Source organism: Gracilibacillus lacisalsi DSM 19029, assembly GCF_000377765.1.
Classification (GTDB): domain Bacteria; phylum Bacillota; class Bacilli; order Bacillales; family Amphibacillaceae; genus Gracilibacillus; species Gracilibacillus lacisalsi.
Window position 1 is genome coordinate 20,076 of the sequence record NZ_KB898674.1, and the last position, 14,865, is coordinate 34,940.

Here is a 14,865-nt window from a genome sequence, read left to right on the forward strand (position 1 = left end):
AACATGAATTAATAATATTGCCAAGAATTTTCATAGATTTCTATTAGTCTCGGGTTAATTAGGGTATTGACCTCTAATTCTTTCTGTTCACCGTTCTTTTCCAATATGTTCTCGTCTTCATCCTTGCCAAAAATGGTGAAGGTTTGTAGCATCTCATCTGTTATAAAATCCGTCTCGACATCAATGGTTAACGAATCAACATTTATCTGCTCCCTACTTGCCATTACGAATCCCCAATTACCAAAACTCGGTACATCTACATGGAAATTTTCCACTTCTAAACCAGTGGAAGCAATTGTATTCGAAATCGTCCAATAGACTTCACGAGCAAATACTGGGCTTGTTGCTTGTACCATAATCGCTCCACCAGGCTGTAAATGGTTGCGAACCAATGAATAGAATTCTTTCGTATATAATTTATTGAGACTTTCATTATTAGGATCTGGCAAATCTATGAATATGGCGTCATACCAATCGTCACTTTGTTCTAAAAATTCAAATGCATCCTGATTGCTCACATTAACATGTTCATTTTGTAAGGAATGATCATTTAACGCCAGAAGATGCGGATTTGAATTGGCTAATTCTACAACTGCTGGATCTAAATCAACTAATGTTATGTTATGGATATCTGGATATTTTAACAATTCCCTTACAGCTAATCCATCACCACCACCAAGCACTAACACTTCTTCATGACTTTCGGTATATGCCATTACCGGATGGACTAATACTTCATGGTAGCGATGTTCATCAATCGAACTCAACTGCAAGGCACCATCCAGATATAACCGAATATCTTCGTCCTGTTTGGTCATGATAATTTTCTGATATTGACTTTCTTCGAGATGGACAATCGGATCGTTATATATTTTTTGCTCAAAAGATAAAACTAGTGATTCGCCAAAAGTCAAACCAGCTAGTAACAGAAGAGCGATGATTCCCCCAACTATTCCATGCAATGTTTTTTTGATTAACTCCTTACGAAATAAATAAAGGACAACTAATGCTACAGAAAGGTTGATCACCCCGACTAAAAAAGCGGTTTTTACCATTCCTAATTGTGGTCGTAATAAGAAGACAAATAATAAACCACCAATCAGACCACCAGCATAATCAGAAAATAACACTCTTGCCGTACTTCGCTGTAATGTAACCCCTATTTCATTGGCCTTCCTGATTAAAATCGGTAACTCAACACCGGTTAATGCTCCAATGATTAACGTAATGGAATATAGAAATAATGCATCTGTTCCATCAGAAAAAAAGGCGGTTGCTGCAAACATGAGAAAGCTGGAAAAACCACCAATCAAAGCAACAAGAAATTCTATGTAAATAAAAGATAAAATTAAATGTTTCGTTACTTTCTCACTTAAACTTGCACCAATTCCCATGCCGGTTAGGAATAACGAAATGGTTAATGTATATTGCTTTACACCATCACCTAAAATATATGACCCTAGAGCTCCGAATAATACTTCGAATATAATACCACAGATCGATACGATACCTGATGCCCAATAAATAAAATGACTTTGCTTTACTTTTATCTCTTCCATACCTACTCCACACTTCCTATATAGTCACGATTGAAAAAGCCTGACCTTTTACGTATTGATGGTCAGGCTTTCTGTATTATGTGATAGATGATCCAATAACAAATGCCAAACCGACAGAAACAGCAAACGATATAATTCCGACTGCAACATTATTGGCCTTCAGTTGGTCCTCAACGGAAAATTTACGTGTGATCCCTTCAAATATAAGGTAAGCTATTAGTTGCAATACAACTCCATACGCTCCCCATATTAACGTTTCGACTACATCAATACTATGATAAATGGCAAAAGCTAAGATGATACAAATTCCAATTATTTTTCCAGCGATGGATAGTGCAATAGCTTGATTACCATCCCTTACCTGCTCCCAATCCTTATATTTAGTTGTCAACCATTCAAAAATGACTAGTCCGATAATCACAATAATAATTGCAGCGATAAAATAAATAAATGTTGAAATAAAAGGTTCCATATTCAACTCTCCTTTTTTATTATTTTCCTGAACTAGGTCCGCCTCCACGAAAAGAACCTAAACCTCTGTTAGTCGTTGTACCCTTATTATAACTGCGTGATGTAGAGTAGCCGCCATAACAGTCATTGGAACTGCAGTAACTCCGTCTATTAGACACCCAGTTATTACCAAAGAAACTGTCGAGCATGCGGATAGTAAAATATGTAGTTAAGAAGTTTGGTGAATAATTTTTACGAACAAATTGCTCACTTGCGACTTCGATAAATGTTGCATTATCTAGCTCTTCACTATCTTTGATAATAATAAACAAGTCAGAGTAAGCAAGGATTTGTTGACCATCGATATAGTCACTGACCTCTTGCGGTTGTTTAATCTCAGCCAATAGATCGGCTAGCTCCTCTACTTCAAACAGCAGTGTTCCATAGACATTTGCAGTTGTGTCGTCCCCCACAACAGAATCAACAAACGGGAAATTGTTGGATACAAGTGCTTCCATATCTGAGTTATCGGTCGATTTCAACTGGTTAATTATTTCATCTTTTGTTTCGGAAACCTGTAGATCTTCTTCTAAGATAGCATCGGATTCATCAAATGCAGATAAATTACTGAACGAATTTGAATTACAACCTGCGAGTAAAATAAAAAATAGCAAGGTAACACTTAAGCCTATCTTTTTATTCACGCCAAAATCACCTCCTGCTTTCATCCTATATGTATCCATGAGAAAGAGGGTGTTCCAGACGTTAGTACCATATAAAGGTTAACTAACTGCTGAAACCCCCCGCTTATGCTTGTTACTCTTTTCCTAATTTCTTTTTAAGAGCTGCTAGTTCGTCATCGACATCGCTTTTTTCTAAATCTTCAAATTCATCATCTAGTGACTTGCTTGCGGAAGATAAGTCTTCACTTGTGTCAGCTTCTGCTTCAAACTGCATCACTTTTTCCTCCATACGTTCAAATCCTTGTTTCGAAGCATCATTCCCAATAGATGACATAGTACGGTTCATTTTCGTACGAGTTTTTGCTGATTCTGCTCTTGCTTTTAGAGAATCTTTCTTCAATTGCATTTGTTGATATTCTTTTTTCATTTCATCTAATTTTTCACGTAGCTGATCTGCATCACGTTTAGCACGCTCCCAAGATTCACGAAGCGTATTAGCCTGGGCTTCTTGTTCGTTCTTATCTTCTAAAGCACGACGAGCAAGGTCTTCGTTGCCAGCTTCAATAGCTTTTTCTGCTTGTGCTTGTCGCTTTTCTACTAGTGATTGTGCATCATCTGTCTTTCTTTTTAACATTTTTTCATTGGCAATTTGCTTAGCTACTGCTGATTCTACCTCGCGGATATCAGACTCCATATCACGCATGAACTGGTCTAACATTTTCACCGGATCTTCTGCTTTGTCTAACATTGAATTCAACTCTGAGCTTACTACTGTTTTTACACGTTTAAAAAATTGAAACATATTAAATTCCTCCTAATAATGATTAATGTGAACCTGCAATAATTTTAACTTCATAATTTTCTATTGGATAACCAATGCTTGCTTCTACATCACTATTCCATTCTTCCACACTAATAAAAGATTTTTCAGCTGCATCACAATACTCAGCATAACGTATACGTTGACCTGTAAGCGAACTGCTTCGTCCCTCACCAGTCACATCTGCCTGACCACTTTCATCTAGAGAGTAGGTGTTGTTATTAAATACTAGCTGGTTAGGGAAATTGTCTGCTTCAGGAAGCTGAATTTTTTCATAAATACCTAGTTCCAATTCATCATCCATCTCGGCAGATAACCAAATTGTCCTACCTTCCCCTAAAAGCTGGTAACTGTACCACTTATAATTGTTTTGTCTGTAGATTATTTTTCCAACTACTTCGTAATCAGCTAAATCATATTCAACAATATCCCCCACTTCTATTGAAAGCAGATCTCTTTTTCTGACAGTTGCTTTCTTTTCTTTTTTATTAAATAATTTGGAAAAGAAACCCAATGGTACACCTCTTTTCTTCCTTTAATGGGTTGTTATAATTAGATACGATCCATGTTAAAAAAGGTTTCAGTTTTTTTGAAAAAATTATCGATGTTGATGAATAACATCTAATCCGCCTGTCACATCCACAACAGTACCTGTTACCATATCTGCATCGTCTTCACAGAAAAACATCACCGTTCGGGCAATATCTTCACCTGTTCCAGAACGCCCAATTGGTGTGTTGGGATCTTCAGACTTTCTACTTTCCATTATCGATGCTTCCTTCATCTCTCCAACAATGTCACCTGGGCATACCATATTCGAAGTAATACCATTTTCGGCTTCTTCATATGCAATAGACTTGGTTAATGATACTAACCCCACCTTCGCAGCCGAAAAAGCAGATCGATTTACCCAGCCTGCTGCAGTATTAGCACTCTGAAAGCCATAATTGACCACTCTGCCAAAATGCTGCTTTCGCATTGCTGGTATTGTTAATTGTAACAGATGAAAGACAGCATCTAAATTGCCGCGAATCATTTGATTCCATTCCTCTTCTGTATGGTCGATTAATTTTTTTCTTTCAAATATAAATGGTCCTGCATTATTTATTAAATAATCAATGGTTCCAAACCTTTCCACGGCTTTTTTTACAGCCTGTGTTAGATCATCTTTCTTACAGACATCAGCTTGAATAATTTCAATCGATGCATCTGGGAATTTTTCTAACATTTCTTTTGCACGCTGATGATCCCTGAAGTATGTAATAGAAACAGCATGTCCTTTATTGATAAATGCCTCTGTTACTTTTAACCCTAGGCCTTTTGTTCCAGCCGTAATAAAGGCGTGTCCCATGTTATTTCCTCCTTAAACTTACTTCTCTCTTACTTATATGTTACATGATTGTTTTATTTTTTTCTATTAAAGTGTAGACAATTTCTATTTAAGGGATAAAGTTTTATCAATGGTTAATCGTGGTATATGAATAATAAGAAAAGTGCAGAGCGCCCGATAGAAACGTAGTGACATCAGAATCAGCTGAGATAAAGGAATCACTGAGAAAAGCGAGCCGAATGATGACTTATCGTAGGATGATTCGTGAAGTCGCCTAGTTTCTGGGCGTTCGGAGCTAAACATCTGCGCAAATATATACTTTCTGGTCTAAGAAAAATTTATTCGATCTTTCACATGAAAACGGATACATGATATAATAAGACTATAGACGTGAAGGGAGAGATAGGGATGTCTTTTGAATATGATCGTATTTTAGTAGCAGTGGATGGTTCAGATGCTTCAGAATTAGCATTTAAGAAAGCCGTGGATATCGTTTTAAGAAATGATGCGAAGATGTTTTTAGCTCATGTGATAGATACAAGAACTATTACCACTGTCGCACCTGAAGTGTATGATCAAACACTTGCGGCACGTTCAGAAAATTATGCACAAACGCTACTTGATGAATATAAAGATAAGGCAAATAAGAAAGGGATAACCAATATTACAACACATGTAGAAATTGGTTCACCGAAAATTAAAATCCCGAAAGATCTAGCTAAGAAGTTTGAAGCTGATTTGATTATTTGTGGTGCAACTGGAATGAATGCAGTAGAAAGATTTTTAATAGGAAGTGTTTCAGAAAGTATTACCAGATATGCATCATGTGATGTGTTAGTGGTGAGAAGTTAATTATTATAACCTCGATAGACTGACTACTGATAGAGAGCAAATCAAGCTCTCTATTTTCTCATGTAAAGAATGATTTTTGGTAGCTTACATATCACTTGAACTGAATCCATAATGGTATAAGCAATAAATATGAATGTTTTGTAATAATTAGAATTATTTGAATATTTTTATTTTTATAAATTCATTAATATATTACTAGTTATGTGGTATAGTTATTATCGTATTATTTTGCAATTGATATAAAACGACCTTTTTTGACAAATTCTAACTTCCTTTTTTTATAAGAAAACACAGGTCATTGTAATCGATTGCGAAATGTAAGGGGGATCTTGTTAGTTTCATTGACAAACCACTTAAAATAAACAAGCTTTACATTATAATAGTAGGGATAGACTGTGACAAAAGGAGGTAAATTAGTTGAACACCGAACAAATGAAGCAAACTAATATAAAAGCTACCAAAAAAGATCGGCCGTGGAAAAGATCTTTAAAAGATTTCTATAAAAAACTAGTAAAGAATAAGAGTGCCTTAATTGGTGGATATTTAATTATTATCCTAATCATAATCGCTATTGTAGGTCCATTTCTCACTACACTGGATCCAGCGAAACCAGACTATGCTATTAAACTAGAAGAGCCTTCTGCTGATCATTGGTTTGGTACCGATCATCACGGAAGAGATATTTTCACTCGTGTAATTCATGGTCTTTGGATAACGATGTTTATCGGCTTTACCGCTACGATTTTAGGTAGTATTGCAGGAGTTATTATTGGTATAGTTTCTGGATACTATGGTGGCAAAATTGATGCAGTAATCATGCGTTTTATGGACATCTTACTTGCATTCCCTGGTATCTTATTAGCATTAGCTTTAATCAGTATTCTAGAACCAAGTCGTTCTAATGTTATTTACGCTATTGCTATTTTCGCCATTCCGACATTTGCACGGATTGTAAGAGGTTCAACACTTGCAACTAAAAACTTAGAATATATTGATGCAATGAAAGCTCTTGGAGCTTCAGATTTAAGAATTATTTCAAAACACATTTTTCCAAATATCCTTTCACCTATTATTGTTCAAGCAAGCTTGTTTATCGCTAATGCTGTTATTACCGCAAGTGGTCTTTCCTTCCTAGGAATGGGAGAACAACCGCCATCTCCTGAATTAGGTGCATTACTAAGTGATGGCCGAGATTTCATGTGGGATGCAGGACACATCGCTTTATTCCCAGGCTTGGTAATCATGTTAATAGTATTGGCATTTAATGTGTTTGGTGATGGTTTACGAGATGCTTTAGACCCTAAAATGAATAAAAAATAAAGGAAGAAGGTGCGCCAATGTTTCAATTTATTGTAAGACGTCTCATTCAGTTAATCCCTGTTCTATTAGGTGTAACCATCATTGTTTTCTCACTTATGCACCTTACTCCGGGGAATCCAGCACAAATTATTGCTGGAGAAAGTGCGCCAAAAGAGACCATTGAGCAAATAGAAAACCGGTTAGGCCTTAATGATCCTATTCCTGTTCAATATTTTCATTTTCTAAAAGATGCCGTTATGTTAGATTTCGGAACTTCTTGGAGAACAAGTTTACCAGTAAGTCAAGAACTTGCGCCCAAGTTTTGGGTTACGCTTGAACTAGCCGTATATAGTACGATATTTAGTATATTCTTAGGTTTAATAGCTGGTATTATCTCAGCTGTGAGACAATATTCCATTGCGGATGTAGGGATAATGCTCGTCGCTTTATTCGGGCTATCTATGCCAAATTTCTGGTTCGGTTTAATGCTTATGCAATGGTTCTCCCTTCAACTAGGATGGTTACCGCCAACAGGTTGGGGATCACCACAACAAATAATCTTACCAGTTATTACTTTAGGGACAATGGGAGCTGCCGTTATCGCTAGGATGACAAGGTCCAGTATGCTCGATGTGATCTCACAGGACTATATCCGAACAGCAAGAGCGAAAGGTTTAAAAGAAAGAGTAGTCATTTACAGACATGCTTTAAAAAATGCGCTTATTCCTGTTGTAACCGTAATTGGTTTACAGTTTGGTAGTTTACTAGCAGGTGCTGTTTTAACAGAGACCGTTTTTGCTATTAATGGCATGGGTAAATTAATGGTCGACCGAATCCTGGCAAGAGATTTCCCTGTTGTTCAGGCTTCCGTGCTCATTATTGCTGTTGTCTTTGTTTTTGTTAACTTAATCGTTGATATTTCTTATAAATTCTTAAACAAACGAATTAATATGGATTAAATCCTTACAGAAAGAGGTGAGCGATGTGAATCAAGAAACTATTTTAGACATAAATGATTTAAGAACTTCCTTTCTAGTGGATGGATTTGAAGTGAAAGCTGTCGACGGCGTTTCATTCAAATTACCGAAAGGAAAAACAATCGGGATTGTTGGTGAGTCAGGATCTGGTAAAAGTATTACAGCGATGTCTATTCTGCAATTACTAGATAAGCCAGGTAAAATTATGGGCGGAGAGATTAATTTTAAAGGAAGAGACCTTACCAAATTAAGTGAAAAAGAAATTCGTGACATTCGCGGAAATGAAATCTCCATGATATTTCAGGAACCAATGACGTCCTTAAACCCTGTTTATACGATCGGACAGCAAATTCGTGAAACACTAAAAGTCCATCAAGGTCTTGACAAACAGCGTGGTACAAAAAAAGCTATTGAATTGCTTACTTTAGTTGGTATTCCGTCGCCAGAACAACGTGTGAAACAATATCCACATGAATTGTCAGGTGGGATGAGGCAACGTGTTATGATTGCCATGGCACTCGCTTGTAATCCAGAATTGCTTATAGCGGATGAGCCTACTACCGCGTTAGATGTAACTATTCAAGCTCAGATTCTTGAATTAATCAAGGATCTTCAATCAGAATTAGGTATGTCTGTTATCATGATCACTCATGATATGGGTGTAGTAGCAGAAACATGTGATTATGTTGCCGTTATGTATGGTGGAAAAGTAGTAGAATACCAAGATGTGAAATCAATATTTAAATCTCCTAAACACCCATATACGGTAGGCTTACTCAATTCTATTCCTCGCCATGATACAGACGTAGATGAACTAGAGCCTATTAAAGGGAATGTACCAAGTCCTAAAGATATGCCTGAGGGATGTCGGTTTGCACCTCGTTGCCCGTTCGCAACAGAGTTGTGTACACAGGAACTTCCAACATTAGATACTCAGGCAGACGGTGGCGAAGTACGTTGTTGGATTTACACAGACCGTTGGGACGGAGATCCGGAGGTGAATGTACGTGAGTCAAAAAGAACTGCTGAAAGTGAATAATTTAAAACAACATTTCCCTATTAAAGGGGGATTTTTAGGAAGAACCGTAAACCATGTAAAAGCTGTTGACGATGTTACTTTTGATATTTATGAAGGTGAAACATTAAGTGTTGTAGGAGAATCTGGATGTGGCAAATCGACAACAGGACGCGCTATTTTACGCTTAGACGAACCTACTGACGGTTCTATTGAATTTGATGGCGTTGACTTGCTAGCACTAAACAAGCGGGAAATGAGAAAGAAACGAAAAGATTTACAAGTAATCTTTCAGGACCCTTATGCTTCCCTTAACCCGAGACAAACTGTAGCACAAATCTTGATGGAAGCTATGGCAATACAGAAGGCAGTGCCAAAAGCAAAGCGTAGAGAGCGAGCGATCGAATTACTTGAAACAGTTGGGCTAAATGCGGACCAGATCGATCGTTATCCACATGAGTTCTCAGGTGGACAGAGACAACGAATTGGTATCGCACGTGCACTATCCGTTGATCCAAAGTTAATCATTTGTGATGAAGCTGTTTCTGCTCTTGACGTATCCGTACAGGCGCAAGTTCTTAACTTGCTTAAGAAGCTTCAAAAAGAATTCAATTTGACATTCTTATTTATTGCACACGATTTAGGTGTTGTTCGTCATATTTCCGACCGAATCATTGTGATGTATCTAGGAAAAATCGTGGAAATCGCTGATAAAAAATCATTATTCGAAAATCCACAGCATCCTTATACAAAAGCATTACTTTCTTCGATCCCAACACCAGATCCAGAAGTAAAGAAAGAAAGAATTATCCTAAAAGGAGATGTTCCTTCTCCTATTAATCCACCACAAGGATGCAGGTTCCATACAAGATGTCCTTTCGCTACAGATATTTGTAGACAGGAAGCTCCTGCATTACGTAATTTGGATAATATGAAGGAAGGCCATCGCGCTGCATGTCATCATATAGAAAAAATTGCAGCAGAACAATAATCCGAAAAAAGATCTTTGATAACTATAAAAGTTGTCAGAGATCTTTTTTAAAAGGTAAGAAAGTATATAATCAGTGCAATGACCGTGTTTAACGAAGTAGTTATTTGGACATATTTTATGTGTGATTGCCAACGCTCCGACTAATTACTTTCTGCGGGCACGGACTTAACTAACTTTGCAAAGAAAAACACTTTGCAAAGTGGATTTTCGGCTAGCGCTATTCCCGCAGGTGTCTACGTAATTAGTCTCCGCTATGAGGAGGGTGCAGCAATTCTTATAGCTTCGGTGATGTTATAACAGACTATATGAGAAATACTAGACCTTATACTGCTTTCTACAAGTTTGTAGTTTTTATTTGTTTTTTAAGCTGCTTTACCTCTCTATTGAGATGATTAAAACTCATTATTGTTGCGTATTGTGCTTTTGTTACTGTTTATTTACCACAACGTAAGATAATTGATGAAAAACATTAAAAAAAGGAAGCCATTGTCGGCTTCCTTTTTTATATTTATTCTTCGATATATGCATCTTTAATTTGGTAAATACCTTGTGCATTGATGCTAAAGTCTTTAACTGAATCACTTACCCCTAATAAGTATTCTTGGTGATGTGTATACATCATTGGAGCAAGATCAACAAGCTTTTCTTGTACTTCGCTATAAATTTCTTGTCGTGCTTCAGGATCTGTTTCACGGCGTCCTGCATCTAATAATTCATCTACTTCATCATCTGATATGAAAGAACGGTTTCCTGGCTCACCATGTTGAGAGCTATGGAATAATGGATATAGGCCATAATCAGCGTCAGCTGTTACCGTAGACCAACCTAGAATAAACATATCATGCTCTCCATTAGCAGTACCTTCTAAGTATGCCCCCCATTCTAACTCTCGAATCTCAATATCGACACCAATCTCGCCTAATTGTGCTTGAAGTGCTACAGCTGTATCAACACGCTGCTCATTATCATTTGTCCAAATCGTTGTTTCAAACCCATCTTCGTACCCTGCTTCAGCTAATAATTCTTTCGCTTGGTCTACGTCATATGGTAAACCTTCAATCGAATCATCGAAACCAAATACAGGTGGTGCTAATGCACCAATTGCAGGGATACCGACACCATTCATTACACCATTAATGATTTCGTCTTTATTAATTGCCATAGAAAGTGCTTGACGTACTCGGACATCATCGAATGGTTCTTTTTCTGTATTAAATCCGATATAAGATACAGAAACGCTTGGAGATTGTAAAACACTCGCATCTGGTAGACCATCAACTCGTGACATATTATTCGGTCCAATTTGATCTGCTACATGAGTCACACCTGTTTCTAACTCTGCTACTCTTGAGCTTTGTTCTGCTACTACTTTAAATTGAACAGAATCTAATTTAGCATTGTCTCCCCAATAATCCTCATATGGAGTTAACGTTACGCTCTCACCTGCAGACCAATCTTCTAATTTAAATGGTCCTGTACCACTAGGGTTTTGGTTGATATACTCGTCAACATCGCCACCATCTTCTAGTTGTGCATAATCTTCGTCAATAATAGTAGGACTCATAATCGCAGTACCACTATGCGCTAGATTAGCTAATAACGGAGCATAAGGATACTCTAAATTAAATCTAACTGTATAATCATCTACTACTTCAACACTTTCCACTTGCTCTATTAAGAATACATATGGAGAAGCAATTTCCTCATCAGCTAAACGATCAAAACTCTTTTTAACTGCTTCAGCGTTGAATTCTGCACCATCATGAAAAGTGACACCTTCTTGAAGATGGAATTCCCATGTTAAATCATCAACTTGTTCCCAATCAGTCGCTAAACCTGGTTCAATTTCTTGATCATCGTTCAGCGTAGTTAGTGTTTCATAAATATTTTCACGTACATTACTTGAAGGTACGTCATTTTGTCCTTGAGCTGATAGTGAAACTACATCAGATGGTACCGTTATTACTAATTCCCCGGAACCTGCTGCTTCTTCGTTCTCGCTGCCTTCTTCTGCTGAATCGTTTTCATCTGTTGTTTCCTCCGGTTCACCGTCACCTGCACAAGCAACTAGTGCAATCGATAGTACAAACAGAAGAGATAACATTAAAACTAAATGTTTAGATTTCATTAATCTAAACCCCCCTCTTTTAAGTTTTTGTAAAGATTATGTAATATATAATCAAGTTATAATATAACTGAAATTTCCCAAACTTTCAAGCAATTTTGTCAAATATCTTCTCCGACTTTTTAAATTCGAGATATATGACTTTCAGATATTAATATATTTAACATTAACTTATAATAGTAAGTTTAATCATCATTAACAAGGAAGCTAGCTTACTCCTGAATGGAGGGCCATCTGATCGTTTGCATAGACTTTCGATATTTTTATATACAAATAAAAAAGATCTTCTCCCTATTTTAGTAGGAAAAAGATCTATTCCAGAATAAATTTATTGTGTTAATCTCACTGCATCTCTAGCAATCATTACTTCCTCGTTTGTAGGAATAACAATTACTTTTACAGGGGAATGTGGATAGTTTACAAATGTTTCTTTACCACGAATGTTGTTTAGGCTTGGATCCCAATATACACCCATAAACTCTAATCCTTTTAATACACGTTCACGAATGGTTATACTGTTTTCACCTACACCAGCGGTAAAGATGATCGCATCCACACCATGCATTCTTGCAGCATAGGAACCAATGTATTTATGAATTCTCTCTGCAAATACTTGAAGAGCTAATTCGGCACGATTATCACCATTTTCTGCCTTCTCCTGAATATCTCGTAAATCACTAGAAAATCCGGATAAAGCTAGCATACCACTTTTCTTATTTAAAACATTCATTACTTCTGAAGCAGATTGTCCAGTTTTCTCCATGATATACGGAATTAAGGCTGGATCAATATTTCCAGATCTTGTCCCCATTGTAACACCAGCTAAAGGTGTAAAGCCCATAGAAGTATCAATTGACTTACCTTTTTCAATTGCTGCGATACTTGCACCATTTCCTAAGTGACAAGATAACAGACGTAATTGTTCCAAAGGTACACCCATTAACTCTGAAGCACGTTCAGAAACGTATTTATGTGACGTACCATGAAATCCGTATTTACGGATGCCATATTTTTGATAATATTCATATGGTAAACTATATAAATAAGATTGCTCAGGCATTGTCTGGTGAAATGCTGTATCAAATACTGCTACAGAAGGCACATTAGGCAACACTTCACGGAAAGCACGAATACCAGTTAAGTTCGCTGGGTTATGCAATGGTGCTAACTCAGATACCTCTTCAATTTCCTTAATTACTTCATCAGTAATCACTACCGAATCATTAAATTTCTCGCCACCGTGTACGACACGATGACCGATACCATCGATTTCATCCAAACTTTTAATTACACCAAATGATGTTAATTTATCAAGTAATAGCTTGACAGCTACAGCATGATCAGGAATATCTCTTGTTTCTTCATCTTCTTTATCATCAAATTCAATAGAAAAAACGGAATCAGCAATACCAATTCGTTCTACTAGTCCTTTTGACAACACTTTTTCTTCCGGCATTTCAATTAGTTGAAACTTTAGTGAAGAACTTCCGGCGTTTACAGCTAAAATTTTACGCAACATTTTCAATCCTTTCATTCTTTCATTTACTTATCCTGACTAATAAAATCAATGTTTTGACATATGTTCAAACATTCCCATATCCATTTAAACACCGTCAGAATAAGTTTGCAACCGGAATATCAAATGGTAACGTTTGCTTCATGAAATTTTTATTTTCTGACTATTCTCGCTTTTCTGATTTGAACCAATCATCGATTTTTTGAAGGATGTTATGTGTCTTATTGACATCTCTAAAGGACGGCAATTGAGCCATTAAAGTTTGCTTTGGTGGTTTTGTATCCTTACCGTGCTTCTGTAGTACTAAGATACTCTTAGCATGTTGCTCGGAAGAAAACATTGATAATGGTAATTGCAGCAGTGCTAATATATGGGCATGATTGTGCAAATACTTTTGTAATTTATCACTTTGATCACTAGTAAAAAGAAAATTAGGAATGACGAATAATAAGTACCCTGCTTCTTTTGTGTACATCATACTCTGTTCAATGAATAGGTGATGTGCATAAGCATGTCCTTCATCAGCATTCAATTCAAATTTAGCGGCTTGTTCATCGTTTGGATAATATCCGACAGGTAAGTCAGCTACAATTGCATCAACTGGCTCTAGCAATAAAGGTGTTAAGCTATCTTGGTGAAAGTATTCAATCTCAACTTCCTGCAGATTCGCACTTTCTACTGCTAATTGAATCAATGTCGGATCAATTTCACTTCCATACCCTGTTACATCTGCTTCTACCTGATTAATCACAGCAGTTAATAAATTCGCCGCACCACTTGCTGGATCAAATAGTCGTAATTGTTTTGTTTCAGGCATTAATTTTTGGATAAAGTAACCCATAAACATAGCTACACTGTCAGGTGTGACAACATGTTGATGTTGAGTTGATCCCTTCATTCCTTTAATTAAGGCCAATTGAATGACTTTACGAATCGATTCACTAGTTGTGTCTTCACTGTAAAAAGATTCTTTCAGTGATGCTAAACTATCTGCTGTCTTTTTATCTGGTAAATCTAAGGCTTCTTCTGTTTGAATAGCACGTAACGCAAAAATTAAACTTTCTAAATAAGGTTCATTTTCTGTTTCTTCTATAGTAGATGTTAGTTGATCCAAATCTGAAAAAACTTTTTCTATATCAAATGACATCTTTTACTCCCTCCACAATATACAAAATGATTCACTGCCTACCTTATCACGGTGCTAATTGTTGATAAGATTCGCTAACCAACAGTGGGTTCAAATCCCAC

The 14,865-nt window shown here is 36.7% G+C and carries 14 protein-coding genes; 5 read left to right on the forward strand and 9 right to left on the reverse strand.

The features are described 5' to 3' along the window. Positions 1-8: 8 nt before the first annotated feature. The 6 genes from D569_RS0116555 to D569_RS0116580 form a co-directional block, all read right to left on the reverse strand. The gene (locus D569_RS0116555) at positions 9-1,559 is read right to left on the reverse strand and encodes a polyamine aminopropyltransferase (protein WP_018933548.1); all 1,551 of its coding nucleotides are present in this window, start codon (positions 1,557-1,559) and stop codon (positions 9-11) included. Between the two features lie 76 nt (positions 1,560-1,635). Beyond that, a complete protein-coding gene (locus D569_RS0116560) occupies positions 1,636-2,031 on the reverse strand; it encodes a DUF350 domain-containing protein (RefSeq protein WP_018933549.1) in 396 nt (131 codons plus the stop codon). A 19-nt stretch (positions 2,032-2,050) separates the two neighbouring features. After that, the gene (locus D569_RS0116565; protein WP_245548520.1) at positions 2,051-2,713 is read right to left on the reverse strand and encodes a DUF4247 domain-containing protein; all 663 of its coding nucleotides are present in this window, start codon (positions 2,711-2,713) and stop codon (positions 2,051-2,053) included. 112 nt (positions 2,714-2,825) lie between these two features. Continuing rightward, the gene (locus D569_RS0116570; protein ID WP_018933551.1) at positions 2,826-3,494 is read right to left on the reverse strand and encodes a PspA/IM30 family protein; all 669 of its coding nucleotides are present in this window, start codon (positions 3,492-3,494) and stop codon (positions 2,826-2,828) included. Between the two features lie 22 nt (positions 3,495-3,516). Next, positions 3,517-4,026 carry a DUF4178 domain-containing protein gene (locus tag D569_RS0116575; RefSeq protein WP_018933552.1) on the reverse strand — a complete coding sequence of 170 codons (510 nt, stop codon included), beginning with the start codon at positions 4,024-4,026 and terminating at the stop codon, positions 3,517-3,519. Positions 4,027-4,110: 84 nt separating this feature from the next. Next, positions 4,111-4,863: an SDR family oxidoreductase gene (locus tag D569_RS0116580; protein WP_018933553.1), complete on the reverse strand. Its 753-nt coding sequence runs from the start codon at positions 4,861-4,863 to the stop codon at positions 4,111-4,113. A 387-nt stretch (positions 4,864-5,250) separates the two neighbouring features. Between D569_RS0116580 and D569_RS0116585 the strand changes: the two genes are divergently transcribed. The 5 genes from D569_RS0116585 (at position 5,251) to D569_RS0116605 (ending at position 9,976) form a co-directional block, all read left to right on the forward strand. After that, positions 5,251-5,694, forward strand: coding sequence for a universal stress protein (locus tag D569_RS0116585; protein ID WP_018933554.1), 444 nt, complete (start codon positions 5,251-5,253; stop codon positions 5,692-5,694). A gap of 432 nt (positions 5,695-6,126) precedes the next feature. Beyond that, positions 6,127-7,014 (forward strand): ABC transporter permease, encoded by an 888-nt coding sequence (locus D569_RS0116590; protein ID WP_051084532.1) that lies wholly within the window; start codon positions 6,127-6,129, stop codon positions 7,012-7,014. Between the two features lie 17 nt (positions 7,015-7,031). Beyond that, on the forward strand, positions 7,032-7,952 hold the full coding sequence (locus tag D569_RS0116595; protein ID WP_018933556.1) for an ABC transporter permease: 921 nt from the start codon (positions 7,032-7,034) through the stop codon (positions 7,950-7,952). A 25-nt stretch (positions 7,953-7,977) separates the two neighbouring features. Continuing rightward, a complete protein-coding gene (locus D569_RS0116600) occupies positions 7,978-9,009 on the forward strand; it encodes an ABC transporter ATP-binding protein (protein ID WP_018933557.1) in 1,032 nt (343 codons plus the stop codon). Continuing rightward, entirely contained in the window at positions 8,972-9,976 is a 1,005-nt protein-coding gene (locus D569_RS0116605) for an ABC transporter ATP-binding protein (protein ID WP_033405122.1), read from the forward strand. Before D569_RS0116600 ends, D569_RS0116605 begins: the two co-directional genes overlap by 38 nt. Before the next feature lie 508 nt (positions 9,977-10,484). Here D569_RS0116605 and D569_RS0116610 read toward each other — a convergent pair. The 3 genes from D569_RS0116610 to D569_RS0116620 all read right to left on the reverse strand — a co-directional run bounded on the left by D569_RS0116610 (position 10,485) and on the right by D569_RS0116620 (position 14,764). Further along, positions 10,485-12,104 carry a glutathione ABC transporter substrate-binding protein gene (locus D569_RS0116610; protein WP_018933559.1) on the reverse strand — a complete coding sequence of 540 codons (1,620 nt, stop codon included), beginning with the start codon at positions 12,102-12,104 and terminating at the stop codon, positions 10,485-10,487. Between the two features lie 325 nt (positions 12,105-12,429). Next, on the reverse strand, positions 12,430-13,617 hold the full coding sequence (locus D569_RS0116615; protein ID WP_026287360.1) for an acetate kinase: 1,188 nt from the start codon (positions 13,615-13,617) through the stop codon (positions 12,430-12,432). Between the two features lie 163 nt (positions 13,618-13,780). Beyond that, positions 13,781-14,764 (reverse strand): class I SAM-dependent methyltransferase, encoded by a 984-nt coding sequence (locus tag D569_RS0116620; protein ID WP_018933561.1) that lies wholly within the window; start codon positions 14,762-14,764, stop codon positions 13,781-13,783. Between the last annotated feature and the right edge of the window lie 101 nt (positions 14,765-14,865).